The organism is Streptomyces sp. 2-1, from assembly GCF_048564895.1.
GTDB lineage: Bacteria > Actinomycetota > Actinomycetes > Streptomycetales > Streptomycetaceae > Streptomyces > Streptomyces phaeochromogenes.
On record NZ_CP183383.1, the window covers coordinates 187661 to 211611 of the forward strand.

23 protein-coding genes and 3 pseudogenes are annotated in these 23951 nt (G+C 66.9%); 13 read left to right on the forward strand and 13 right to left on the reverse strand.

The annotated features are described in order from the left end of the window. The first annotated feature begins 279 nt into the window (after positions 1-279). Both ACN20J_RS00910 and ACN20J_RS00915 read left to right on the forward strand, forming a co-directional pair. Positions 280-1803 carry an ISL3 family transposase gene (locus ACN20J_RS00910; protein ID WP_419664847.1) on the forward strand — a complete coding sequence of 508 codons (1524 nt, stop codon included), beginning with the start codon at positions 280-282 and terminating at the stop codon, positions 1801-1803. 54 nt (positions 1804-1857) lie between these two features. Then, a complete protein-coding gene (locus ACN20J_RS00915; protein WP_419664848.1) occupies positions 1858-2295 on the forward strand; it encodes a DUF4259 domain-containing protein in 438 nt (145 codons plus the stop codon). 285 nt (positions 2296-2580) lie between these two features. Here ACN20J_RS00915 and ACN20J_RS00920 read toward each other — a convergent pair whose 3' ends face one another. Continuing rightward, the gene (locus ACN20J_RS00920) at positions 2581-3057 is read right to left on the reverse strand and encodes a MarR family winged helix-turn-helix transcriptional regulator (protein ID WP_189845467.1); all 477 of its coding nucleotides are present in this window, start codon (positions 3055-3057) and stop codon (positions 2581-2583) included. An 87-nt stretch (positions 3058-3144) separates the two neighbouring features. Here ACN20J_RS00920 and ACN20J_RS00925 point away from each other — a divergent pair, with 87 nt between their 5' ends. Next, positions 3145-4035 (forward strand): alpha/beta fold hydrolase, encoded by an 891-nt coding sequence (locus ACN20J_RS00925; RefSeq protein WP_189845466.1) that lies wholly within the window; start codon positions 3145-3147, stop codon positions 4033-4035. A gap of 425 nt (positions 4036-4460) precedes the next feature. Here ACN20J_RS00925 and ACN20J_RS00930 read toward each other — a convergent pair whose 3' ends face one another. Both ACN20J_RS00930 and ACN20J_RS00935 read right to left on the reverse strand, forming a co-directional pair. After that, positions 4461-4781 carry a DUF6355 family natural product biosynthesis protein gene (locus ACN20J_RS00930; protein WP_419664849.1) on the reverse strand — a complete coding sequence of 107 codons (321 nt, stop codon included), beginning with the start codon at positions 4779-4781 and terminating at the stop codon, positions 4461-4463. A gap of 780 nt (positions 4782-5561) precedes the next feature. Then, complete coding sequence (locus tag ACN20J_RS00935) at positions 5562-5714, reverse strand: hypothetical protein (protein ID WP_189845464.1); 153 nt, start codon at positions 5712-5714, stop codon at positions 5562-5564. Positions 5715-5969: 255 nt separating this feature from the next. Between ACN20J_RS00935 and ACN20J_RS00940 the strand changes: the two genes are divergently transcribed. Beyond that, positions 5970-6284: a hypothetical protein gene (locus ACN20J_RS00940; protein ID WP_259334195.1), complete on the forward strand. Its 315-nt coding sequence runs from the start codon at positions 5970-5972 to the stop codon at positions 6282-6284. 51 nt (positions 6285-6335) lie between these two features. Here the strand turns inward: ACN20J_RS00940 and ACN20J_RS00945 are convergent. Further along, positions 6336-6551, reverse strand: a pseudogene (locus ACN20J_RS00945) (DUF664 domain-containing protein); the annotation flags it as partial. Positions 6552-6806: 255 nt separating this feature from the next. Between ACN20J_RS00945 and ACN20J_RS00950 the strand changes: the two are divergent. Further along, a complete protein-coding gene (locus ACN20J_RS00950) occupies positions 6807-6995 on the forward strand; it encodes a hypothetical protein (protein WP_419668807.1) in 189 nt (62 codons plus the stop codon). A 182-nt stretch (positions 6996-7177) separates the two neighbouring features. Here ACN20J_RS00950 and ACN20J_RS00955 read toward each other — a convergent pair. From ACN20J_RS00955 to ACN20J_RS00970, 4 genes and pseudogenes are all read right to left on the reverse strand, one after another. Further along, a pseudogene (locus ACN20J_RS00955) lies at positions 7178-8200 on the reverse strand (ISAs1 family transposase); the annotation flags it as partial. Positions 8201-8315: 115 nt separating this feature from the next. Next, positions 8316-8645 (reverse strand): transposase, encoded by a 330-nt coding sequence (locus ACN20J_RS00960; protein WP_419664850.1) that lies wholly within the window; start codon positions 8643-8645, stop codon positions 8316-8318. Between the two features lie 430 nt (positions 8646-9075). Then, entirely contained in the window at positions 9076-9546 is a 471-nt protein-coding gene (locus ACN20J_RS00965) for a hypothetical protein (RefSeq protein WP_189845462.1), read from the reverse strand. A gap of 61 nt (positions 9547-9607) precedes the next feature. Then, positions 9608-10501: a hypothetical protein gene (locus tag ACN20J_RS00970; protein ID WP_419664851.1), complete on the reverse strand. Its 894-nt coding sequence runs from the start codon at positions 10499-10501 to the stop codon at positions 9608-9610. A gap of 1259 nt (positions 10502-11760) precedes the next feature. Between ACN20J_RS00970 and ACN20J_RS00975 the strand changes: the two genes are divergently transcribed. Then, entirely contained in the window at positions 11761-12048 is a 288-nt protein-coding gene (locus ACN20J_RS00975) for a hypothetical protein (protein WP_419664852.1), read from the forward strand. Positions 12049-12916: 868 nt separating this feature from the next. On the opposite strand, the gene ACN20J_RS00980 is transcribed toward ACN20J_RS00975, so the two are convergent. Together ACN20J_RS00980 and ACN20J_RS00985 are read right to left on the reverse strand one after the other, a co-directional pair. Beyond that, positions 12917-13672 (reverse strand): class I SAM-dependent methyltransferase, encoded by a 756-nt coding sequence (locus ACN20J_RS00980; protein WP_419668808.1) that lies wholly within the window; start codon positions 13670-13672, stop codon positions 12917-12919. Between the two features lie 447 nt (positions 13673-14119). Continuing rightward, positions 14120-14320: pseudogene (locus ACN20J_RS00985) on the reverse strand (hypothetical protein); the annotation flags it as partial. A gap of 342 nt (positions 14321-14662) precedes the next feature. Here ACN20J_RS00985 and ACN20J_RS00990 point away from each other — a divergent pair. The 4 genes from ACN20J_RS00990 to ACN20J_RS01005 all read left to right on the forward strand — a co-directional run bounded on the left by ACN20J_RS00990 (position 14663) and on the right by ACN20J_RS01005 (position 16684). Beyond that, positions 14663-15238, forward strand: a complete 576-nt coding sequence (locus ACN20J_RS00990; protein ID WP_419664853.1) for an RNA polymerase sigma factor — start codon at positions 14663-14665, stop codon at positions 15236-15238. Next, positions 15177-15794 carry a hypothetical protein gene (locus tag ACN20J_RS00995; protein WP_419664854.1) on the forward strand — a complete coding sequence of 206 codons (618 nt, stop codon included), beginning with the start codon at positions 15177-15179 and terminating at the stop codon, positions 15792-15794. Before ACN20J_RS00990 ends, ACN20J_RS00995 begins: the two co-directional genes overlap by 62 nt. Positions 15795-16064: 270 nt before the next feature. Further along, positions 16065-16304, forward strand: coding sequence for a hypothetical protein (locus ACN20J_RS01000; RefSeq protein WP_419664855.1), 240 nt, complete (start codon positions 16065-16067; stop codon positions 16302-16304). After that, a complete protein-coding gene (locus ACN20J_RS01005) occupies positions 16304-16684 on the forward strand; it encodes a toxin Doc (protein ID WP_419664856.1) in 381 nt (126 codons plus the stop codon). The genes ACN20J_RS01000 and ACN20J_RS01005 overlap by 1 nt, the downstream gene beginning before the upstream one ends. Positions 16685-17161: 477 nt before the next feature. On the opposite strand, the gene ACN20J_RS01010 is transcribed toward ACN20J_RS01005, so the two are convergent. Then, positions 17162-17494 (reverse strand): hypothetical protein, encoded by a 333-nt coding sequence (locus tag ACN20J_RS01010; protein WP_419664857.1) that lies wholly within the window; start codon positions 17492-17494, stop codon positions 17162-17164. Positions 17495-17879: 385 nt separating this feature from the next. Here ACN20J_RS01010 and ACN20J_RS01015 point away from each other — a divergent pair, with 385 nt between their 5' ends. Further along, positions 17880-18083, forward strand: a complete 204-nt coding sequence (locus tag ACN20J_RS01015) for a hypothetical protein (RefSeq protein ID WP_419664858.1) — start codon at positions 17880-17882, stop codon at positions 18081-18083. A gap of 146 nt (positions 18084-18229) precedes the next feature. On the opposite strand, the gene ACN20J_RS01020 is transcribed toward ACN20J_RS01015, so the two are convergent. Then, positions 18230-18865 carry a DUF6461 domain-containing protein gene (locus ACN20J_RS01020; RefSeq protein ID WP_419664859.1) on the reverse strand — a complete coding sequence of 212 codons (636 nt, stop codon included), beginning with the start codon at positions 18863-18865 and terminating at the stop codon, positions 18230-18232. Between the two features lie 236 nt (positions 18866-19101). Further along, the gene (locus tag ACN20J_RS01025; RefSeq protein WP_419664860.1) at positions 19102-19602 is read right to left on the reverse strand and encodes a NucA/NucB deoxyribonuclease domain-containing protein; all 501 of its coding nucleotides are present in this window, start codon (positions 19600-19602) and stop codon (positions 19102-19104) included. 150 nt (positions 19603-19752) lie between these two features. Between ACN20J_RS01025 and ACN20J_RS01030 the strand changes: the two genes are divergently transcribed. Both ACN20J_RS01030 and ACN20J_RS01035 read left to right on the forward strand, forming a co-directional pair. Next, positions 19753-20433 (forward strand): DUF6338 family protein, encoded by a 681-nt coding sequence (locus ACN20J_RS01030; RefSeq protein ID WP_419664861.1) that lies wholly within the window; start codon positions 19753-19755, stop codon positions 20431-20433. A 272-nt stretch (positions 20434-20705) separates the two neighbouring features. Further along, entirely contained in the window at positions 20706-23867 is a 3162-nt protein-coding gene (locus ACN20J_RS01035) for a CHAT domain-containing protein (protein ID WP_419664862.1), read from the forward strand. The last annotated feature ends 84 nt before the right edge of the window (positions 23868-23951 follow it).

Genomic DNA, 23951 nt, shown 5'->3' on the forward strand with positions numbered 1-23951 from the left:
AGCACAACGCCGAACCCAGCGACCGCCGGTTGACCTTGGCGTCCCGACTCCACGCCGACACAAAAGGTGACGCCGAAAGTCAGACTCTGGTCCACTTGGTGTGGTCGCGTACGCAGCGTGACTGTCGATCTTCTCGTGTGGTTGGCTGAGATAGCCCGAAAATCGCCGGGCCGGTGTGCAGCGTGGCTGACAGTGCTGCGCCGTGAACGAAGTACGGCCGCAACTCGAAGAGTTGCTGTTCTCCTCGCTGGAGAACGTGCTGGTGGAGAGTCGGTCGAGGTGACCGACACGGCTGTCCGGATCGAGGCCCTGAGCACTGCTCGGCAGGCGACTTGCCCGGGCTGCGGATGCCCGTCGAGACGAATACACGGCTCCTATCTGCGGTTTCCCCATGACCTGCCGACGGCGGGCAAGTCCGCCGTAGTGGCGTTGAGGGTGCGCCGGTTTGTCTGCGCGGAGGGCACCTGCCCGCGCAAGACCTTCGCGGAACAGGTGCCAGGGCTCACTCGCCGGTTCGGACGGCGGACGGAACGGCTGCGATCGACACTCATCTCGGTCGGCCTCGCGCTCGCGGGCCGGGCCGGGGCTCGCATGACCGGCGCGTTCGGGACCCCGGTCAGCCGGAACACCTTGCTCAGGCTGATCGCCTCGCTCCCGGATCCGCCCACTGTCACGCCCCGCGTGGTCGGCGTGGACGAATACGCCCAGCGCAAGGGACGGATCTACGGAACTGTGCTCGTTGACGTTGAATCACGTCGTCCGATCGACCTCCTGCCCGATCGGGAGGCCGACACGCTCGCGGCTTGGCTCGCCGAGCGGCCCGGCATCGAGATCGTCTGCCGTGACCGTGCACCATTCTTCGCAGATGGAGCCACCCGCGGTGCCCCGCAGGCCATCCCAGTCGCTGACCGGTGGCACCTTTGGCACAACCTGGGCGAAGCCGCAGAGAAATGCGTCTACCGGCACCGCGGCTGCTTGCGTCCCCCGCCGGAACAGCCGGAGGAACCCCAGGAGGAGCCGGGGTCAGCCGCGTCATCGCCCTGGCCGACAGGGCACCGGTTCGCCGAACGCACCCGCGCCAAGCACGCCACCATCCACGCGCTCCTCGCCGCCGGTCACAGCAAGCGGTCCGTCTCCCGACAGCTCGGCATGACCCTCAACACGATCTTGCGCTTCTCCCGCGCCACAACCCCGGAGGAGATGTTCACCGGTCAGTGGCAAAACCGTGCGACCAGGCTCGACGCCTACAAGCCCTACCTCGATCAGCGCTGGCAGGAAGGCTGCACCAACGCCTGGAAACTATGGGAGGAGATCAAGGAACAGGGCTATCCCCGCGGATACGCCAGCGTCCGCGACTACGTCAGCAGGACCCTTCGCGGCAAACCCCAACCGATCGGCCCTCGCCCGCCCTCGGCCCGCGCCGTCACGCGCTGGATCCTCACCCACCCCGACGCCCTGCCCGAAGGCGACCGGATCCGGCTCAAGGCCGTCCTAGCCAACTGCCCCGAACTGACCGCTCTTGTCGAGTACGTGCGCTCTTTCGCCCACATGGTTACCCAGCTGCAAGGCGACCAACTGCCGGAGTGGATTGCATCCGCCCGAACAACCACCGAACTGCCAAGCCTCAGCCGATTCACCCAACACCTCGAACGCGACCTCAACGCGGTCATCGCCGGCCTGACCCTGCCATGGAGCTCAGGCGTCGTTGAAGGACACATCAACAGGATCAAGATGCTCAAGCGGCAAATGTACGGTCGCGCTGGCTTCAAGCTCCTGCGCAAGCGGGTACTGCTTGCCTCCTGACCTCACTGTCAGTGGCCAATGCGACGATCCCCAGACGGCCAAACGAGGAGAGAAATGGGCACCTGGGACATCGGCCCCTTCGATAACGACACCGCCGCCGACTTCGGAGGTGACCTGGACGAGGCAGCACTGGAAGAACGCGAAGCCATGATCCGCAGCGCGCTCAAACGCGCCGCTGCCTCGGCGGACTTCCTGGGTACCTCCGACGGTGAGCGAGCAGTGGCCGCGGCCGCCCTGGTCGTTGCTCAGCACCCTGACGGCGAACGGGCATGCTCGAACTACGGTCCGTCAGAACCGCTGCCAGAGTTGCCCGCAGACCTTCGAACGCTCGCCGTCGACGCTCTGGACCAAGTGGTCTCCGAGCGGTCTGAACTCGCCGAACTTTGGGACGACGCTGCGGACGGCTCGAAGTGGCGTCACGACATCACCCGCCTTCGCGACGTCCTTGACCCTCCGGTCCCTCCGCAAAAGGACGCCCTCTTCGACATCTAAGGGATCACCCACAGTCACGGGTCACAGGAATTGGACCAGAGCCCGCTCCCACGTACAAAACCACAGGAGGGGAGCGCGTGATGTGGAGTGCTGACGATGTGGCCCGGGTTGCGGTCCGGCGGCAGGGCGAGGGCCTGAGCGTGGCGCAGGTCGCGGACAAGGTCGCGGAAGCGCAGCGGCGTGAGCGGGAGACCCGGCAGCAGCTGCACTCTCCTCGGCCCCGCCGATGTCTCCGGCGGCCCCGAAAGCGGCGCCGACCCGCCGACCATGACCCTCGGCTGACCGCTAGCGCAGTTCCTGTCCCGCCGCCCAGCCCGGAGCGTCGAGGTTGATGGGCGAGTCGCCGACGAATTGGGCGAGCTGCGTTTCCAGCTCGGCGAGTTCGGCGGCGCCCAGACGCACTTCCCAGCGGGCCCGCACCTCGTCGAAGATCGCCGTGCCCTCGGTGATCAGCCCGATCCCGTGATCGGTGATCCGGATGTTCTTGCGGCGACTGTCGGCGGGGTCGGTCTCGGTGGTGACGTACCCGCGTTCGACGAGCGCGGCGATCGTCTTCGCCGCGGCCTGCTTGGTGATGGCGAGTCTGCGGGCCAAGTCCGAGGCGCTGTCGGCGCCGGCTCGGATGGCCCGGATCGCGTACTCGTGCGACGGCCGGGCGTCGGGGTATCCCCGGGTCGCCAGCTCCCGGACCACTTCGTCCACCAGATTGCGATAGCTGCCCAGGAGCAGCAGGGCGAGATCGGCGCCGGATCGTGAGGACATGACCACAGTCTAGATCCTCCCTTGACTTGGACAACCAGGTTGACCAATACTAGAGTCAACCTGGTTGTCTATCTTGGGAGTCATCGCATGACCAGCTCTTTCGTGACCGCCTCGCCCGCCGTGGCGGGCGTCACGCACCACACCGCCGAGGTCAACGGCACCACGTTGCACTACGTCTCGGCGGGCGACACAGGCTCCCCGATCCTGCTGGTGCACGGGTGGCCGGAGTCCTGGTGGGCCTTCCGCGACGTCATCCCGCTGCTCGCCGCCACCCACCGGGTGTTCGCCGTCGACCTGCGCGGCTTCGGCGACTCCGGCATCCCCGACGGCGACCACGACTTGGACACCATGGCGGAGGACCTGCACCGGCTGGTCGCCCACCTCGGCGTCGGGCCCGTGCACGTGACCTGCCAGGACATCAGCGGCGGGCCGGTCTTCGCGTTCGCGGCCACGCACCCCGGCGACGTCCTCAGCCTCACCGGCGTCGAGACCACCCTTCCGGGGTACGGCTGGGAGATGCTGGCCGACGTGAAGAACGGCGGCTCCTGGCACGTGGGATTCCTGGCCGCCCCGGGAATTCCGGGGCTGTTCCTGGCCGGCCGCGAGCGAGTGATGCTCGACTGGGCCGTCTCGGTGATGACGATGGTGCCGGGCGGGGTCACCGAGGCCGACCTCGACGAGTTCGCCCGCACCTACGCGCGGCCGGGCGGCTGGCGCGGCACCGAGGGGCTCTACCGTTCCTCCCTGACCGGCGGCGACCGGATGCGGGCACTGGCCGAGTCGCGGCCGCTGACCGTTCCCGTGCTCGCCGTCGACGGCATCAACGCCCCCTTCACCGAGCGGACGATGCGCCAGGTAGCCGGCGACGTCACCGCGGTCACGATCCCGGACGTCGGGCATTTCGTCGCGCAGGAGGCGCCCGCCGCCTTCGCCACCGCGGTCGGCGACTTCGTCGACCGCGTCGACCGGAGCCGCTGAACGGCCGAGTCCCTGCACCGCCACACCCTCCGTGCCCTCTCCGGCCTGCCGCTGACGCGGCCTCGAGCCGGGGCAGCGCCGTTGCCTCCCGGATTCGTGCTGCCGAGGTGGGCAACTCCCGGGGGACGACGAGCCCTCCGACAAGTAGCAAGACAGAAGGCCCCGCTCCTCGGCTACCGAAGGGCGGGGCCTTCTCCGTACCCAGGCGGCCCACGCCGTCTAGATCAACTGCCTAGCGTTGATTTTTCGCTGAAAGCTACGGACGGTCCGACGGCCAGGTGGGGCCAAAAGCACCTGGAACAACCGTCCCCGACCCACCCCGCCCTGGGCCAAATCACGTTGCCCGAGTGGGGCCAGAACTACCTGCTCAAAACACCCGGTCGCGCGGCTTCCCGGCACAGGTGACGAGACGGGACCCGGCGGGGCTAGCCGCAGGTGCCCGCGATGGCCCATGCGTTGTCGATCTCGTCGGTCGTGCCGAGATGGGTCTCGCCCGGCGGGACGCACCTCTTGATGTCGGTCGGCCACCAGTCGATGTCGACCTGGATCTTGACCCAGGTGCTGCCGCAGTGTCCGTAGTACGAGTCTGTCTGCGTCTCGTAGTAGCCGCAGGCCTTGACCCCCATCTCTGCGGCGGCTCTCCCCTCGGGCGCGGCGTGGGCACTTCCGGAGAGCGCCGTGCCCGCGAGGAGTACAGCGCTGAACGCGGCCACGGCGAGGCGGAGCTTGCTTGCGGATTTCTGCATGGAAGGGTTCCTCACTTGTGCGAGTCGACGGAAGGAGGCGACTTCGGCTGGTGGAAAGGTGCCTGCCTGCGGGCGGCTGTCGGCACGCGAGGTGCAAGGCGGCACTCGCGCCGCCCGGCTCACGTCTGGCCGGGCGGCCTGCCGCAGCAGGCGACGGTCTGGGTCTGGTCGGCGCTGGTGAGCGGTGCTACTGCGAGCCCAGCCACCATGCTGTGAACAGGCCGAACGTTGCTTTGATCACTGTCTCCTCCTGTGTTTGCCGGGATCCGGTGCCGCTTGGAGCGGTCACATGCCGGCCCCTTTGCGGGGCGCAGGGCATGAGCTTCCACGGTCGATCGATCGATTGCCTGACAGGTCTCTTTCACTACTTCAGACAATGTTTCGGGTTCCGGTACTGACGAATTGTTGTGCCGTGGCTGCAAGCGGGCGAAGGCTAGCGCCCGTGCTGTTACCCGACCGGAGCGTTCACGTTGCTCCTGCTCCAGCCGCCGTAGCGGCCAAGAGGTCTCCCGAGCCAGCGCCTCGAACCGTAGCCCGCGCCAAGGACGTCGCGTCCCTGACAGATGTCAGGGTGTGGCATTCGCCCCTCATCTCATCGACGACGCATCGAGAACCTACGAGAGTCGCGAGGGCGCCATGGGCAAGGCGCGATTGAGAGGAGTTGCCACCAGCGGCCGCCCGTCAGCCTGGAGCGGGGGCCGACCTCCGGCGCCTCGACGGCCTCTGAAATCAGCACCTCCGCACGGGTGCTCAGCCGTCGGTGGGGTTGGGGCCGGCGTTTCAGTGCTTGAAGGAGGTGCGCTGGTAGCCCTTCCGCGATTCGGTGCCCGGGGTCAGGCGGTCGACGGCGATGGCGATGGCGAGCGGCACGGTCTCCGCGGCGTGGGCCGGCGGGGCGGCGGCGAGCGGCAGGACGACCTGGGCGGCGGCCACAAGGCCCCGTAGAGCAGACTTGATTGTCTGCTGTTGATGGCGGCCGTCGGCCGTGCCATGGGGCGCCGCCCGGCAGGTCACCCGTGTGAGTGGATCAGTCGTACCGGAGAAACGAACCTGCACGGAGTCGGCACGGGCCCGATTTCGCTGCTTGGGCACACGGGGGTTTGTCCGCCCGGCGTCGGGAACGGCGAGGCCGTCATATCCGACGCGCTCCTGTACTACCGCCGCGGCCCGGAGGGAGGTGAGGGTTCGATGCTGCGGGCGTTCGTAGAGGTCGACCGGGCCATCATGGGTCCCGAGCGCCTGGCCGCCAAGGTCACCGCCTACGCGCGCCTGCACGCCTACGTACTCACGGTCCCGGGGCGCCGTCGACCGGCCTTCAACCAGGAGCCAGCGCTGGAGGACCGGCGAAAGCGCTACCCGCTGTTCCCGCGGCTCCTGTTCGTCCTGGACGGCACAGGCCCGGCCGGCATCGAAATCCGCATCACCGCTCTGCGGGCAGCCGCCACGGACCTCGCCCTGACCGTCGACACCTTCGCCCCAGCCGAGCAGACTGCAGCCGGATGAACGGCACCGCATGGCCGGCCCCGGAGCCAACAGGTAGGCAGCATGGCGAGATCAGCCGTCGACTTCCCGCGCCACGCGCTCCAGCCGGCTCCGGTAGTCCTCCCACCACGCCTGATCCCCTGGCGGCAAGTTGTCCTTGCCTTGCAGATATCCGACGGATCCGCCGATGAGCTCTCGCACGATGTCGGCGTGACCAGCATGCCGCTGAGTATCGGAGATCACGCGCACCACGATGTGGTTCAGCGTCCAGGGCTTCGGCGAAGTCGCGTGATGCCCAGTTTGAGTTCGTGAAGTTCCAGGGCGTGTGGGGCGCCGAACGTCGCAGGCCCCACGAACTCGCGTGCTGATAGCTTCGCGTCCGTGATCGTGTATCCCCTGTGGCATGTCGGCCACCAGAACGAAGCCGACGACGACGGCTCGACGGTGCACGTCGATGAGAGCGGCGTGTTCTGCGACGAGGCGGACGGCGACGACGTAAAGCTGCTCGGTATCTACTCAACGCTCGAACGGGTTGAAGAGCGTGTGCGTCAGGCTCGACTGCTACCAGGCTTCCGTGATGAACCGGAGTGCTTCCACTTCGACGCCTACGAGCTCGATGAGGACCATTGGGCCGAGGGCTTCGTTCGAGTTCCGCCGGGCGAGCAGGCCGATGGGCAGAGTCCCGGTGGGATGCCGTTCCGTGGCCACGCAAGCCCCAGGGCTTCGGCGTAGTTGCATGACGTTCGGTTCGTGATCATCCAAGGCCGAGGAGTGCGAGGGGGCGGCGAGGGTCGCGGGCGTTGCGGCGGAGGCCGGCTGCGATGTTCTTCACTCCGGCTGTGCGGAAGGGCTCCGATGGCGAGGTTGCGCCAGGTGGCCATGGCACGAGGTGCGTTGCCGGTCCGCAGTTGGGAGGCGTCCTCGGCGAAGGTGGTGTCGCGGACGTGGTGCAGGGCCTCGATCTTCCAGTGGTCGCGCACCAGTTGGGCGAGTTGGGTCGCGGTGGCCTGCTCGGCGGTCAGGCTGGTGACGGCGTAGACCGTCTTGACGGTGGTCTTGCCGGTCTTGCGGTCGGTGCGCCAGCGCCTGATCTGGACGGCCTGGCGGGCTCCGGGTAAGAGGAGGCTGTTGACAGTGGCGGCCTTGATCCGGCGGATCTCCGAGCGGCCGTGGCCAGTGCCCCGGGTGCGTCCCTGAAGCGGGATGTCTTTCCAGGGAAGGGACTTGAGCTGTCGGCGCAGCTTCTTCTGCTTGCCCTTGACGATCACGATGTAGTGGGCGTCCCGGCCGAGGAGGTAGTCGGCGTGCTCGCGCTGGGTGTGCATGGCGTCGCTGGTGACGACGGTTCCTGCCAGGCCGGCGACGGTGTCCAGCAGCGGCTTGAAGCAGGTGATCTCGTTCGTCTTCCCGCCGACGTCCAGCTGGGCCAGGACCAGGCCGGTGGTGTGGTCGCGTGCGGCGAGCAGGTGGATCTTGCGGCCGTTCGCTTTTGCCGCGCCGCGCAGGCTTTTGCCGTCCACCGCGAGGCCGCGCAGCCCGGTCACCTTCGGGCGGCGGTCGGCAAGCCAGCATCCAACCGTCCGGTCCCGCGCGTCGCCGTCGATGCGGGCCAGTAGCCGCCGAACCGTCGTTTCCGCAGGCAGGAACCGCTTCGGGAACAGTGGATCGAGGCGTATGCCGAGGCGTTGAAGGATGTGCGGCGGGGCATCGGCGATCCACTCGCTGACTGCCAGCACAGAGGTCGCCCCCGCCAGAACCGCACACGCGGTCATCGCGAGCACGGCAACCAGAGCGTGCCGTACGCCGCGTGGGTCTCGTGGGTCGGGCACCTCGGCCAGCCGTTCCAGCAGGCGCGGGACCTCGGCGAATACGACCTCGGGATGCTCGCGGAGCTGGTCAAGGGCAGGCGCGATCAGCGATGATGCGTCGGCAGGCACGGTCTTCCACTCGGATCACGGGGCGTAGAGAACTCCATGATCTTGGAAGCCGTGCCTGTCACGTTCCGGGGGCACCGTCGAGCTGACAGATCGTCACGATCCAGGCGTCACGCGACTACGCCGAAGCCTTGACCGACTGTGAGTCGATGATTCCCGCACTCGGCTCACGGTCGCGGCCCTGCGCGGTGCGAACTCTCCCGCGAAGCCGGTCGTGCAGTTCCCCGACCAGGCCCTGCTTCCGCCACCTGCGGAAGAAGGCGTAGACACGGTCCCATGCCGGAAAATCGGCGGGCATCGCACGCCACTTGATGCCGTTGTCGGTGACGTAGAAGACCGCATCGAGCACCTGCCGATGGCAGAAGCCCTCCGGCTGCCTACCCCTCCTCTCCATCCAGGCTGGCACCGGCAGCGCGTCCCGCACCACCGCCCACTGCGCGTCGGTCATGTCCGAGCCGTAGGCCGGGACCCGGTCCGGCCGGTCGGCTGCGTTCCCGAACCGGTTAGCGAGGCAATCGCAGGAAGAACGCACCGAGTTGAAGACAACCGGCGACACGGCGTAGAACTGCGACAACAGGACCTCCGGGGCAGACGAGTTGGCTTCGCAACCCTCGTACTGCACCGGAGGCCCTGGCTTCATGCGCCCACCCGGCCGAAATCACCTGACCAGGCAACCTGTTCGACCAGAACCGCCCTCACGATTGATAGGACTACGGCTTCTAACCACCAAGCTTAGGACGTCAGGCGGGCGCGGCCCTCCTGATCTTGCGAGTGAAAATACACGATCACGATGTGCCGCGCCCGTCCGTGTTCACCCGGCCCGCCCGCCAACTGACCAGGCAGCACGACTGTGCCGACAGGTGTGGTGGTGGGGAGGGTCACACTGCGTAGAACGAGCATGAGGTCCTGTCGACCCACCGGTGCGAACCTATGGTGTTGTTGACGGAGCCGAAGGTTCTGTCTTCAAGCCAGTAGTCGTCAGTGAGATCCCGGACGAACCCCTCGGCACGGGTGAGGCAGATGTGGAAAGTGCTGTTGCCTCCCGTCCCCAGGTAGAACTTCACCTCCGAGTAGTTCCCCTTGTTGACGACGGAGCTGGCCTTGGTGGCGTCGCCGCCCCGGAAAGAGCCGGAGCTGTCGGCCCAGTTCAGGTCGTTGCCCTTGGCCATGCCGATAAAGCCGTCACAGTTGAGCTGCGCGTAGGCGGACATGTAACCGCTAACGGCGTTCTCGTAGTTGTCCCAGCAGGTCCCGGGGGTTTCGGCTGAAGCGCTGGGGCCGAAGCCGAGGACCGCGACCCCGGTCAGGGCCGCCACGGCGGCAGCCGAACCGAACTTACGCTTGCGCATGACAATCTCCTCTGTAGTAGGTGCGTGCTGTCCGGCAGTCGGATGTCTGCCGGAGTCATGGTCAGGACGGGGCGTCCTGGGCCTGCCGCAGGGCGTGCAGGCGCATCTTCCGGTAGGTGTCCCACTGTTCGCTGTACGGCTTCAGAGTCCTGGCCCGGTACTCGTTCTCCAGGTCGCGGATCACCTTGCCCACGGAGGACTCCACGGCGCAGGTCGCCTCGGTGACGGCGAGTTTCCTGTCGAAGGCGTCGGCTTCGGCATCCGCCATCATCTCGACGGCTGCCGCCCTCTTCTGCCGGAGATCATCGGGGCTGTCGAAGGGCCGTCCGGCTCTCGTCATGCAGTCGGCCCACTGACGGAGCGCTTTCGTGAAGCGTTCGTCCTGCTTGAGGGCCTGGGCGTAGAGGGGGAGGGCGCTCTCCACGGTCCGGCGTGTGGTGTACCAGATCTCGGCGTCGCCGTAGAGCCTGGCCCGTGCTTCGTTGGTGCACCCCCCGCGTGGGGTTTCCACCGTGCCGAGTTTTCCGGGGAGTTTGGCTGTCATCCTGTCCCTGTAGTCGCCGTCGAGAGCCCGGGTGTAACTGACACGCCCTTCCTTGGGCAGTTTGTTCTGGTAAATAATGGTCCGGTGGGAGGTTCGTATCTTTTCGCCAAGTTTTTCGAATTCTCGACCGTATCCATACGCTTCGGCCCACCGCACGGACTCGATGACGTAATTGCCCGACTTTCGCTCGTCGATGCTGGGCACCGGGAATTCCCAGTAGGGGAACCCCTCATTCGTCATGCACGCCTTGATGAGTTTCTGCTCGGCCTGCTCGATCTCGACGACTTCCTCATTGGTCAGATCCCGCACCCTGGAGCCGGAGACGTCCTCCCACGGTCGCGGTTCATCAGCGCAACCTGCGAGCAAGCAGACCACCGTCACTGCGAGCGTGGCCGAATACTTCCACCTCACCAATGTGCACCTTTCCGTGTTCCGGGCAGGGCAAGGTCCACCTCTCCCGTGAGCTGTCCAGAACGGCATAACTAACAGGCGGCCACGGCAGACTGAAAATGTCGGAGGTAATGCTTGGATTCCGTGACCCTTCCCGTGAAATGCGGCCCGCGCGACCGCCACCATCCGGGCCGGAGCCTTGGGCAGCTCTTTTGCTGTACTTCGCTGTACTGCAACGGCTCTGCCGGCTCCGTACGACGGGCACATTAGCCCGGCCCGGTCGCTGAGTGTGTCGGTCGTTTGACCCACAAGGGAGCCGTACTCCCATCAACCAGCCTGGGGCGAAGCAGTAGATCCACTGACAGTTCTGGGCGTCCCGCCCCGCCTGTGATCCGCAGACGCGAAAACGGCGACCACGCGACACTTCGACAACAGGGCCTCTTGCTTCTCGCTGGACTCGACAACCGCGAGCTACCAAGAGGCCCTCTCGTCATGCCTCCGCACCGGCCAACTCACCCAACCAAGCGCCCTGTTCGAGACGGACCGACTACGTGCACGGATAGAGAACGACCTCTGAGTGTTTCCCCTGGCTTGACGCCCGGCGGCCTGGTCAGGCCGCCGTCGAGCCATCCTCGCTGTCCTGCCTGACTCATCACCATCACCTCGGCTGTGGTCGAAAGAAGCAGCCGGCGCCTTCACCCCGCGCGCAGCGGGCACCGTTGAGCCGGACAACCTCCTCAGCACAGGCCCGCGCCCACCCGTCCCTCTCCATCCCATCAGGCGTTCAACAAGTCCGCGGCCGCGCGCCGGCGGCCCCGATCAGCAGTCCTGGACCCGACCGTCCAGGGTTCTGTGCAGCAGGCCCGTTGCTGGCCGCCTGTCTCACCGTTGAGCCAGCGTGACTACCAACCCCCGAGCGAGTTCGCGATGTACGAGGCTGCCCTGCTCCAGCGACAGATGAACGATTCTGAGTGGCAGGAGCTGCTGTTGAATCGGCCGAACCTCGCAGAAGCCCTCACAGCCCGCACCCGTTCCGTTCGCGCATCGGCCACAGCGACCGATGCGCGAACGGAGACGCACCCACCGACTGCCGTCCGTATGGCGCCGGTCAGCACCACTCGAGACAGGTGCCAGTAGTGCATGGCCCCGGCGATGGAGCGGTGAGGCCCGGCATGCGCTTCATCAGCAAGAACTGACAACGCTGAGCGGCAGGACCGCCCGAGATGAGCTGAAGTTGAAATCAGTGAAGTCGTTGGATGATTGGGCGGTAGCGTGTTTCTGTGATCGACTTGCAGGTTCGGGACGAGGCCGGGACCATCCTGGCGCATTCCGCCGGTGTGTCGTGGGACGAGGCGCTTGTGGACATCGACCGAGCGCACTTCCCCATGCTCGCCGGGCTGTGTCCGTACGCGGACACCGTCTTCAACAGCTGGCAGAGACCCATGCTGCTGGAGGAGTTGGATCGACTGCCCGCGGAGCGCAGCGGGCCCTGGGTCGATCGAGTGCGCGCCATGTGCTGGACAGCGGAGGAAGGGTCCCATCGGTACGTATGGTTCGTCGGCGACTGATCGGCAGTCTCTGCCGTGGCCCTCACTGGCCGGGGCAGTCATCGCGACTGTTGGACCATCAGTGTTTGAGGAAGATTCTAGTGCGGAGGAGATCGAGCTTTGCGTGGCCGTACCCGGCGCGCTCGATGTGCTTGGCTCGTGTGACTTGGCCCTCGACCTGGCCGGAACTCCAGTGAGACCGTTTCATCTTGAACTCGCAGGTCGGGACTCTGACGTGGGTGGAGATTGACTCGCTCGTGCTGGTCTAGGACGTGATCATTAGCAGGTGATCGTCTGTCACGGACCGGTTCGCGGGTTCTGGGGTGGTCCGCTTGAGGCGTCTCGTAGGTTCCGCAACGGGAGGGAGGCGCATGGTGGACGTGCTGACGTGGACGATCGAACGGCGGATGTGACTGACTGAGCGGGCCGAACTGCTGCGCAAGGAGCTGGCGGAGGTTGACGCCGAGCTGGGCCGACTGGAGGCGGCCGAGGTGGTGTTCGGGCAGTGGGCCGAGGCGACGGACAGGGGACGGCGGCCTTCAGGCATCGTGGAGCCGGAGCGCGTCGCGGCTGGGCCATCACGGACTCACACCAGTACCACGACCTGCGAGGTCACGATGAAACGATCTCATTGGCGAACTCGTCCTCGAATGCCCTCCGTCGCTGGTTGCCGATGCCCTCGGGTACAGCCACCAAGTCACGTTCCTGTATGCCGAGAAGGCTGCAGATCCCTGGGCGCGCTACGCGGGCCGCCGTGTCCGCTCGCCGTGATGCACAGCATGACTCCTCGTCCGAGGCGTAGCGTTGACCGCCTGAACCCGGACCGATTTGAGGCGCAAGCGTCCTGCAGGCAACCGCGCGGTCCTGCCAGGGGCTGAGAGCCCGGTGTCTATACCTTGCTCGCGACCACCATGTAGTTCTCGGCCTCAAGATCGAACGTGCTCAGTTCCGTCCGGAGTCCGACCCGGTGCAGCTCGACTTCGAGTTCCTCGTACCGGTAGGGCCAGCAGGACAGCAGTTCCGAGCGGACACGAACCAACCCGGTCGCATCCACTTGGGCGATCGCAATCTCGATGTGGTGCTCATCCTCCCAATGCGGCGCAATCTCCCAGCGGTAGACCACGACGGCATCGCGACCGTTCCGGCGGACGAGTCGGTCCCTGATGTCCAGCCGGGAACCTCTGGCCCTCACGAGTTCCCAAGTGCGGGATGTGAGCACCAGGCGCCCGCCGGGGCGCAGAAGTCGTGACATCGACTCCAGAGCAGCACCCCTGCCTGTCGCGCCCGCGGCATGGTGAAGCGAGTTGCCCACGCAGAACACCATGTCGAACGTGTCGTCCTCGAAATGATCGGGCAACTCTTCCCAGTTCGCCCGCGCGGCCCGGACGGAGGCCCCGAACTCCTCAGACAGCTCTGCAGTCCGGCGAACCATCGCCTCGCTGGCGTCAGTTGCGACAACATGCATGCCACGACCGGCGAGGCCAACCGCCAACTGTCCGGTTCCGCACGAACAGTCGAGGACGTGAGCGTTCGACGGCAGGAGACTGAGGACGTCATCGAACGACGCAGCGAACTCGGCGGGAGGCAACTTTGCATCCGAGATGAGCCATTCGTACACCTCGGCAAGCACGTCATATTCCGTCACAACCACTGCCTCCGTCACACAGCAGACTCACGGCGGGACGTCAGCCCATCAGCGGAGCAAGCCGGGCACCAACGGTTTTCGCAAGGACAACCCGTCCGCCCATGCCGGCGATAGCGCGAGCTGATCCGCTCGGTCATTCGCCGTGGACTCCGGCCAAGCGCTCCCGGACCTCGGCGACACCAGCCGCGCCCACCAGCTCATCACCGACGGCGAACGCCTCCTGTCGCCCGCCCGGAACAAGACGAAAGGTGTCTTCCTCGCCTACCGGGCCGCCAGCTATCTCGACTTGAAGGAACCCGAGCCCGCCGCGGCCGCCGCCACCCAGTCCCTTCTTCTGGCCCGTCACATCGGCGCGCCGCGCTGCGTCAGCCTCGTAGAGGACCTGCTCCCCCGCCCGCTTCCAGCCCTACCGGCATACTCAAGGCGTTCCAGAGCTCCTCCCACTCGCCGTCGCCTGACGCGCTGCACACCGTCGTCCAGCGCATCCCATGGCACGCCGCCCAGCGCCAGCACGGCACGTACGCGCCTGACCTCGGCCGGATCCACCGTCCCGTATGACAACAACAGGATCGGCGAAGGCGAGTTGGAGGGCCGGGAACGTACCGCAGAACAGGCACCCCAGGTCCTGGACGAAGGCGGCCCCAGCATCGGCCTGAAGGATGAGATGGCAGCCAAGGACACGACACATCTCGCCTCAGCGCTCATGGCCGCCGAACCGGACGAGTCCAGGCAGTTCGCACAGGAGCCGGCCCCAGACACCTGCACCTGACCCGACCGCACAGCAGAACGGGACCGTCGGCTGCCAGCCACACGCCTTCCGTCGGATGGGCACGGACCGCCACCGGGAACCGGGTAGCACTCGCACGGACTGTGCCTCAGACCGGCCGTCGCTGCAGCGGCGGCTGAACACTCGCCGCGGACGATTCCCGGCTCGGACGAACGTTTCGCATCGCTGCCCCGTCATTAGGGAAACGAGGAAGGACCTGTTACATGGCCAGAGGGCGTGGCGCACGACGGCCCGGTGAGGACGATCAGCCGTCCTTGGCTGATCCGGCCGAGGTCAGGCGCGTACGTGCCGTGCTGGCGCTGGACGACGGTGTGCAGCGCGTCAGGCTCAAGCTGCTGGAGGAGCGGGCCGACCCGACGCGACCGAAGGTGCGTGATCCCCTGGCCTGGCTCACCGTTGTCGCCTCCCGTGTGGCCAGTGACTGGCATCGCTCACAGAGCAGAGACGCCGGACTGCGTCGGCGCCTGGCCGAGCACTGGTCTCGGCCACCCGTGGAACATCCCGAGGAGCAGCGCCTGCTCGCCCTGGCGGTGGCGGACGAACTGGAATCGATGCTCCCGGCCCACCGGCAGGTCCTGGTGCTGCGCTACTACGCGGATCTGCCCATCCGTGAGATCGCGCAGCTCCTGAACGTCCCTGAAGGAACCGTCAAGAGCCGCTTGCACGCGGCTCAGGCCGCAATGCGGGCGCGGCTGCGCCAGGTGGAGGCGATCTGGCATGACCCCGTTGACCGGCCCGGAGGAGGACCAGTTGCGGCTGGCCCTCGGCATGATCGGTGAAGCGGCCGAAGAGGGCGGGAGCGACTCTGCTCAGGGTCCGCGCCGCGTCTGGATGAAGCGTCCCGGCACGATTGCCGGTGCGCTGGTCGCTGCTGCGGCCGTCGGCCTGGTTCTCCTGGCGTACGGGCTTGCTGATGATGGTTCTGCCGGTTCCCGGCAGGATCAGGGACAGGCACTGACCGAGGTGGAACGGATTGCCTGCTCGCCGAAGATCGTCGAAGGCGACATCGCGGCGATCCACGAGCACCCCGAACAGGCCGACGCCGTGAAAGTCACGCTCACCGTCACGGACTGGATCAAGCCGAAGCAGGGTTCTCAGCGACAGATCCAGTTCACCACCATGAGCGGCAAGTGGAAGGGCGAGCCTGCTTACTCGACGGGGGAACACCTGCTGGTGGTTGTCATGGACCGTCCCGACGTGCCGGCCGAGACCTTCCGGGTCGACGGAGCCGGGACATCACGGACCCTGGCGGCCGCCCGCAGCCGGATCGACAAGGATCTACCCGCGGCAGCAAAGACGGAGTGCCCTGCCTTCTGGCGCAATCGAGGCCAGTAGAGCACGGGACGCAACGTGTCGTGGGCGTGCGCGCGGCAGAAGAGGTCCAGCTCAATGGCCTCGGTCGGCAGGATGACGGGCACGTCCGAATGCTCGTCTCCGATCACTGCCGTCTGCACCAGCCGAGTGTCCCGCACTCCGACGGCCCCCAATCGTCCACGGTCAACGATGGATCTGCGAGCAGTGGGATCGACAGGTGCTAGTCAAGCCTCAGAGCGCTGGGCACCGAACCCCTCGCACGGCAGGCACCTACTAGGTACCATCGGGCGTATGCCATCCCTGAATGTGTCGTTCACCGACGAGGAGCTCGAAGGCGTGCGCGCCGCCGCGGCCGCCGAAGGCAAGAGCCTCAAGCAGTATCTGCACGATCTCGGTGTCCGTGAGATGCAGCGCAGCCAGTTCGTCGCGGGTGCGAGGCACTGGGCCGACCGGCTGCGCGGGGAGTTCGACGATGCCTTCCCCGACGACGTGCCCTCCACCGAGCGCCCGGGCGGAGCCGCAGCCGCCTGATGCACCTGCACATCGACGTCTCCTGGCTTCTCGACGTCCAGGAGGCCGCCCTCGGCGACGGCGAGGACATGTCCGTCGCGGACTACTCTGCACTGGTCGCCGCGGTCGCCCGGCACAAGACCAAGCTGCCCACCCTTGAGGCCGCCGACCCGGACGCCGCATGGCGCGCCGCGGCGCTCATGCACACCATGGTCCGACTTGAGCCGCTCCCGTACCGCAACGGCCTGTATGCCGCGTTTGTCACTGCCCAGTACATGAGCCAGTCCGGCGAGGGCATCGACCCGCCGTACGGCACCCTGTCCGATCTCGTTCGGAAGATCCGCGACACCCGCCTGCGGGTCCCCGAAGTCGCTGACCAACTGCGCTCCTGGAAGATCTGACCGGGGCACCTGGACCTGCAGGGGGTGGCTGACGTGGGATCGCGCACGGCAGTCACGTGATCGAGGGGATACAGATCGCGGGCTCCTGTGAAGGATCAAGGGGAGCCCGCGATGGATGCCTCACTACTGCCTCGGGACTCCCTGCCCACCGCAGTATTCGGGTGTCCGGGACTGTGAACGGCAATCCCGGACAGCCTCTGCTTGAACTGGCCCGCGGTCGCTGCGTCGCCGTTGCGGAGCTCGCGCACCACCCACCTGGTCACCCTGGCACGGGTGGCGATCTCGCTCACGCCTGTACCCCTAGATGATGATCATGCCCCACCGATGGTCCCCCGCTCCCTCGTCAGCAAAGGCGCCGGCACCGCGCTCGGCCTAGCCACCGGCCTGGCCCGTGACCCGAATGACAGTCCCGGCCCGATCCGCCTTCCTCCAGCTCGTCCTCCCGGGCGCCGCCCCTCGTCCGGAGCCAGCCGGAGATCACAGTGCTTCCCTGGTCACGGGGTGTTGCTCGATGCGGGCGGCGACGTCTGGCGGGACGGACCGGTCGAAGGTGGTCTCGACGGCACCGATCAGCGCATCGGCCGTAGCCTCGTCCGGGATGCCTTCGTGTTCGGCACACCACTCGGTCAGGGCCTGGGTCTGGCCAGCCCACAGCAGCAGCGCCCAGGCGAGCTCGGCCGGACTGTGAGCGGCCATGTGCGCGACGGCCTCGGCATCGGTGGCGGTCACGTGCTGGTCGGAACAGACCAGGCAGCCCCGGCCTACGCCCGCGTAGTCGACGAGCTGGGCCAGGGGTTCAGTCGTTGCCATGTCCGGCAAGCTACGCCACCCGGCTGCCCGCGTAGCGAAGTTCACCGGCACTTCGCTCGACAGGCTGAACCGCGGCAGCCTCGTCGGCTGTTGTCGGGCGCGAGCAGGCTGATGACCTCAGCGGTGGCCCCCGCCGCCGGCAGCTCCACCAGGCCGGCGCGAAGGAGCTGACTGCACGCGTCAACGAGCTTCACGCAGCCAGCAAGGATGCTCCCGAGGCCTGCTCAATCCGGATAGTCAGTCCCGTCCGACACGATGCCGCCATGGCGACCCTTGATGACCTTCTCCCCCGTGCCGCCGGGCGAAGTTGCTGTGGGCGTACGCCCACCGAGGCGAGTTCCAAATCGACCAGTTGGTTCGGGACCGGGCCGGGAAGTCCTGCCGCATGGCAGGCGGGCAAAACCCTTCCTCGCCGCGTGTGGCGGTGCTCGGCGGAGACGACCGCTACAACCTGATGAGCGGTGGCCGGATACTCTGCGCCGACGGCCAGGCCGAGCCGTGCTGGCAGCACCGGCAGGTCTGCGCATGGACGCAGACGCCCGGAGGGCTGGGCGAGGGCTTCCGCGTCGGCGGCGTGGCGAGAAGCTGATCCAAGCACGCCTCGCGCGCCCAAGTCCTTGAGCTGAACAGCCTGAACGCCTCAGGACGCGGCAGCCCACGGCACGACGAACTGCAGAGCGCGTCGCCGGGCTCGAGCCCGGCGACGCGCTCTGCGCGGATAGCGGGATCCCGTCGTCAATACCCTCCAGTGATACGGACGGCAAGCAGGCGCGGGGCGTCTGCCTCTTGGGGCACGGCGCACCGTAGTTCCTTTTGAATCTTCCTAATTGCGTTTCCGTAAGCTTCTGAGCGGTCCCCGCTGTTGATAGCCTCCCGGAATCCGGTGAGTTCCTCAAGAGTTGCGGGGTGCTTTCCGTAGTCATGCTGAGGGAAGAGCGGATCGAAGGAGGAGAGGATCTCGCTGTTTTCCGCGTACGAGATCCACGTGGATCCTGCCTCGCTCAGTCTTACAGACAGGGCGACCGCGCCGCGGGAAACGAAGGCGAGGATTTCGTCACTCGCAAGGTACGGTCCTTCCGACTCGACGACGAAGGACCAGTCGCCGTGGATCCCAGAACGCAGCAGCGGACCGCTGCTGTCGAGCATGCCGCTGCTGTGCAACTCATCCACGTTCAGGTCGGGAACGTCTTCCTCGTCAATGTCTTCCCCGAGCGCTTTGATGGCATCTGCTTCGAGGCGGGTCAAGAGGACCGGCCGAATCTCTCTTCCTGACACCCTGGTCAGAAGCTCGGTGGGGGAAATCCCTCTCGCGAAGAGGGCGCAGTACCCGGTTCCGTAGAGTTGCAAGTTCGGGAAGATGCTGGTGCTCACGGTGCTACCTCGTTTTGTTAACCAACCACCACTGCGCCGTCCGGACCGCGAATTCCGCGCGGGTATTAGGTTACCGGCTGGCCGGCGTCCACCCAGTAGGCATCGCCCTCAAGGAGACGCCACTCCACTGTCCTCCTTCCGAGGTCGCCGCCCACGCCCTCATTCTGGTTCTTCGGCATACTGGCGCGGGCGCAGTTGGCGTTGGCGGCAGGCATCTGGCCCCGGTTGAGCCCGGTTCAGGTGAGAGACAGGTACTGTTTGCCCTCGATGGTCTGGGAGGTGACCATGTACTGCTGGCAGGACGCTCCAGAGGTGACCCCCAGCTGTCTGCCGCTCTCCTTCGTCCTGGCGAACGGGAACTCGTCGCACTGAACTGGCGGCGGGGTGCTCTCGTGGGGCTTGAACGTGCTGTCGCAGACGACGGCGCGGTTCTTGCTCACGACGCTCTCGTCCGACTCGCGGTGCAGAGGTTGTCCGCGGCCCTCCCAGCCCGGGTGAGTGGCCATGCTTGCCTGGACCGTGCCGATGAACTGACGGGCCTGGCTGTACTTCTGGTCCACCACGAAGGTGGGGGTGAACGCCGGCACGACGCAGCCCTTGGTGGAACCGTTGATCTCCTCCTTGTCGCAGCGCACCGTGTACTGGCCGACGCTCGGCTCCCCGGCGTCTCCCCACCTGGCCGTACCGTAAGGCAAGGCGAGGCCCTCGTCGCCATCATCAACGAGCAGGGGGGTCACGGAGCCAGCGTTTGACTCGTGGGCACTGTCACTCCCCCAACGACACCGGCCCACCGCACGCTGCTTCACACCAAGCCGCTCTGCCCGTCCTCGGCTGATGTCGACCGACCCTATGATGTCCGCCAGATGGGTCGCACGGGGAGGTGACGGATGGGGCAGGCCCCCTCGACGGTGGTCCAACTGGCGTTGCTCGTATTGGTCGTTCTGCCCGGGGTCATCTACCAGTTCCTGCGGGAACGCTTCCGCGGCCCGGTACCGAGTGAGCGCGATCTGGGCGAGCGGGTGCTACGCGCGCTGGCGGCGTCCGTCGTACTGGACTCCCTGTACTTGCTGTTGGCCGGGCCGCATTTAGTTGCTCTCTTCCGTGGCTCAGGGTGGGGGTGGGAGGGCCTGACCGAGCGGCCGCGCCTGACCGCGCTCCTGGCGCTGGCGTTGTTCGTCGCCGTTCCGGCCGTGGCGGCAGGCTGCGTCTCGGAGTGGCAGCGCCGTCGACTGCGGGCGAAGTACCAGAGCACGCCCACCGCCTGGGATCACGCGTTCCGCTCCCGCGGCTCCTGTTTCGTGCGGATGCGGCTGAAGGACGGGACGTGGGTCGGAGGGTGGTACGGAAGTGACTCCTACGCGACGTCCTATCCGCAGCCCGCCGAGATCTTCCTCGAATCCGCCTGGCGGATGAACCCTGATGGTAGCTTCGGCCACCGCATCGGCCCGAGCGCCGGCCTGTACATCCGGGCGGGCGATACCGACGTACTGGAACTCCTCCACCCACCCCGACAGGAAGCGACACCGGACACAGCATGCCCGACACCCCACCGCAGCGTCCTGCACTGACCCCGCTGGAGCTGGCGCTGCTCGCGGATCCGGACGGCGTCAGGGGCTACGCTCCGCGCGACCGGGTGGCCGAGCCGCAGCAGGCGCCAACGGAACCGGCTGGTGTTTCGGAACGGCCCGCCGCCTCCGACCTACCGGACGGGACGCTTCCGGAGACCTCGGCTGACGCATGAGCAGGACGCGCCCGTGTCCTCCCGGCGAGCGGCCGACCGGATCAGGCGCCTTCCCCTCCCCGCACCTTTCGACGCGCTACTCACAGGCACTGGGACCCCATGGATCGCAACCAGCTCGTCGCCGACCTGACGAGCAGACTGAAACGGCTGGAAAGAGACGGAGACCTCGACGCGGTCCTCGGCGACGACGCGCTGATGGCCGTATACCGGTTGCTGCCACTGGCCACGCGGCCTGCGGCGAACGGTGCTCTGCGGGTCTCCGACCCCGGAGCCGTCATCGAGATTGGCTTCCTCCACTGGTACCGCTATCTCGTGTCGCCCGAGCCGGACGGCGTCGCGGACTTCCAAAACGCGGTGGAGCTCTTCTCGTCCTTCTACCTGGTCACCCCCGACGTCCTGCCAAGGCCGCTGCGTGCCTACCTTGACGCTGTCGGCGGACTGAACGGGGTACGCGCGAAGGGCCCTGACTGGCCGGGCCCCGCGTCGGCGCTGGTGCAGTGGCTCACCCTTGAGAACGATCCGGCGTCGTACAGGGGCGCGTTCGAGGCGGCGGAGCTTCTCCAGTGTCGCCTGGTACCCGGTGTCGAGCGCCTTCCCGACTACCCGTTGCGGCTGGCCCAGATGGGAAAGGCCTATATGACGGCCTTCGCGCGGGGCAATCCCCAGTGCCTGGAGGCTGCGACCCGTCATCTGCGGCAGGCGGCCGAACGGATGGACGCCAGCCAGCCTGGGTGGGCGACGGCCCACGGTGACGCGGGGACCGCGTTACTCGCCCATTATGACCGGACCCGGGACCGTGCCGACCTGGAAGCCGCCATCGCCCATCTCACCGAAGCGGTCGAAGGGGCGTCCCGGGACCCGGCGGCATCGCTGACCAGCTGGCTGACCAACCTCGGTCTGGCCGAACGAAAACTGTACGAACTGTCGGAGGACCGCGCTCTGCTGGACAGGGCGATCGACCACCTGACGCGATCGGTCGACCGTCTGAGCAAGGAAGCACAGGCAAACCCTTCCCATCAGGAGCAGTTGTTCTCGGCACGCCTCAACCTCGGGGGTGTATTGGTCCGTCGCTGCCAACAACTGGGTGACGCCGAGGCCCTCGACTCGGCGATCGGACACCTCCGGCTCGTCGTGGAACAGACCCCCCGGGAACACCCGCAGTTCTCAACGGCTCTCGCCGGCCTCGCAGATGCCCTTCAGACACGGTTCCAGCGGAAACGGAACCGTGCCGACGTGGACGAGGTGATCGGCAGGCTCCGGGACATGGACTTCGAGAAGCCCTCCTCCTTCAGCATGCTCAGCTTCACCTTCCTGGCTAGGTACCAGGAGTTCGGCCAGAAAGCCGACCTGGAGATGAGCATCGCCCACGGCAAGGCAGCCCTCCATCTGAGTAACGTCGACGACCCCGGTCACCTCGGCTACAGCATCAATCTAGCCAAGGCCCTCCAAGCCCGTCACCAGCTGGGGAAAGAGATCGACGATCTAGACCTGGCCATCTCGCGGTTGAGAGGAGCGCTGTCGCAGGCTCGGCCGAACGATCCGGACGTGGGTCTGGCGCAGCTCAATCTCGGCCACCTCCTCAACGAGCGGGCCGGGCTTCCCGCGGGTGAGTCCCATCGATCCGCCGCGCAGGAAGCCTTCACCAAGGCGGCTGCCACGCCGGGCCTCGGGACGGCGTTTCGACTCAATGCCCAGTTCAGCCTGGCCAGATCTCTGGACGGCCAGGGCCGCCACCGGGAAGCCTGTGACGCCTACGAAGCGGCGATCGACGAGGTCCCCCACCTGTTGCCACGGGACCTCGACAGAGTCGATGCCGAACAGCAGCTGGAGCACTTGCAGTTCCTTTCCGTGGACGCGGCCGCCTGCGCGCTGAAGACCGAGGACCCGGTTCGGGCCCTGCGCTTCCTTGAACAGGGCCGCAGCATCTTCTTGTCACAGCTTCTGGAACTGCGTCCCGATCTCCAAGAGTTGCGACTACGCGCCCCTGAGCTCGCCGACCGCTTCGACGCGGCACGCCAACGCCTCGGCACGGCACGGCCGACCGCCGAGGGACCGCAAAACTGGGAGCACCGGCGCGCGGCGGCCCGGGACTTGGACGTGCTGCTCATGCAGATCCGCGCGCTGCCGGGATTCACGGACTTCCTGGCAGCCCCCACGCTTCCCGACCTGCTACGGGCTGCCGCCGACGGACCGGTCGTCGTCGTCAACGTGGGCGAGCACCGAGCGGACGCCCTCCTCATACGCACGGACGGGATCCACTGCGTTCCCCTGCCTGGTCTCAGCCGCGAAACCCTGCACCCGTTGGCCATCGAGTTCCTGCGTGCCCTGATGAACGTGGCGAATCCCTCGCTGTCCAGTGATCAGCGGCTCGCACTGCAGGACAACCTGACCGACGTACTCGAATGGCTGTGGGACGTCGTCTGCCACCCGGTCCTCACCGCCCTCGGTATCACCGGTCGCCCCGCCCCGGGGATGCCACCACCACGCGTCTGGTGGGTGCCGACTGGGTTGTTGACCCTGCTCCCCCTGCACGCCGCCGGACATCACCACACGAGGACGACCGACACCCCCGACACCGTGCTGGACCGGGTGACCTCCTCGTACGCGACGACCGTACGCGCACTGGTCCATGCCCGCAGCAGGCCGGACACCCCGGCGTCCGGCGCCGCCTCCGACACGACGCTCGCGGTCGCCATGACCGACACGCCGGGGCTGTCTCCTCTACCCGGTGCGGACGCGGAGGTCGAGTCCATCCGGCGTCTGCTGCCCGGGACCCGGATCCTCGCCGACAGCCGCGTCACACGCGACAGCGTGCTCTCCGCACTGGCACTGCACCGCCGGGTGCACTTCGCCTGCCATGCCGGCGGAGATCTGTCCGCCCCGTCGGACGCCCACCTCCGTTTGTACGACGGGCCGCTGTCGGTCGGTGACCTACTGGGCGTGGACACCCGCGGTGGCGAGCTCGCGTTCCTGTCAGGCTGTGAAACCGCACGCGGTGGTGCCCGACTGGCTGATGAGGTCATCCATATCGGCTCTGCCTTCCAGCTCGCCGGTTTCCGTCATGTGGTGGCCACGCTCTGGCCCTCCCACGACCGAATCGGACCGGAGCTGGTCGAGGCCTTCTACGGTGCGCTCGCGACCGCCGAGAAGTTGACCGGCCCGACAGTATCGATGGCGCTCCACCGCGCCACGGTCCAGCTCCGCGACCAGCTCCCCAACCTCCCCTCCCTATGGGCCCCGTTCATCCATCTCGGCCCCTAACTGATCATTTCAGAATGAAGTGCGTTGTGGGTCTCGGTGGTTACCGATGTCTCATGGAGTGCCTGCTGGCCGGTCGGGGAAGGA

Bases quoted from the DNA above. Each gene is read 5' to 3' on its own strand.
- ACN20J_RS00915 (WP_419664848.1), top strand. From the start codon at position 1,858: ATGGGCACCTGGGACATCGGCCCCTTCGATAACGACACCGCCGCCGAC.
- ACN20J_RS00920 (WP_189845467.1), bottom strand. From the start codon at position 3,057: ATGTCCTCACGATCCGGCGCCGATCTCGCCCTGCTGCTCCTGGGCAGC.
- ACN20J_RS00925 (WP_189845466.1), top strand. From the start codon at position 3,145: ATGACCAGCTCTTTCGTGACCGCCTCGCCCGCCGTGGCGGGCGTCACG.
- ACN20J_RS00930 (WP_419664849.1), bottom strand. From the start codon at position 4,781: ATGCAGAAATCCGCAAGCAAGCTCCGCCTCGCCGTGGCCGCGTTCAGC.
- ACN20J_RS00940 (WP_259334195.1), top strand. From the start codon at position 5,970: ATGCTGCGGGCGTTCGTAGAGGTCGACCGGGCCATCATGGGTCCCGAG.
- ACN20J_RS00960 (WP_419664850.1), bottom strand. From the start codon at position 8,645: ATGACCGACGCGCAGTGGGCGGTGGTGCGGGACGCGCTGCCGGTGCCA.
- ACN20J_RS00965 (WP_189845462.1), bottom strand. From the start codon at position 9,546: ATGCGCAAGCGTAAGTTCGGTTCGGCTGCCGCCGTGGCGGCCCTGACC.
- ACN20J_RS00990 (WP_419664853.1), top strand. From the start codon at position 14,663: ATGGCCAGAGGGCGTGGCGCACGACGGCCCGGTGAGGACGATCAGCCG.
- ACN20J_RS00995 (WP_419664854.1), top strand. From the start codon at position 15,177: ATGACCCCGTTGACCGGCCCGGAGGAGGACCAGTTGCGGCTGGCCCTC.
- ACN20J_RS01000 (WP_419664855.1), top strand. From the start codon at position 16,065: ATGCCATCCCTGAATGTGTCGTTCACCGACGAGGAGCTCGAAGGCGTG.
- ACN20J_RS01005 (WP_419664856.1), top strand. From the start codon at position 16,304: ATGCACCTGCACATCGACGTCTCCTGGCTTCTCGACGTCCAGGAGGCC.
- ACN20J_RS01010 (WP_419664857.1), bottom strand. From the start codon at position 17,494: ATGGCAACGACTGAACCCCTGGCCCAGCTCGTCGACTACGCGGGCGTA.
- ACN20J_RS01015 (WP_419664858.1), top strand. From the start codon at position 17,880: ATGGCAGGCGGGCAAAACCCTTCCTCGCCGCGTGTGGCGGTGCTCGGC.
- ACN20J_RS01030 (WP_419664861.1), top strand. From the start codon at position 19,753: ATGGGGCAGGCCCCCTCGACGGTGGTCCAACTGGCGTTGCTCGTATTG.
- ACN20J_RS01035 (WP_419664862.1), top strand. From the start codon at position 20,706: ATGGATCGCAACCAGCTCGTCGCCGACCTGACGAGCAGACTGAAACGG.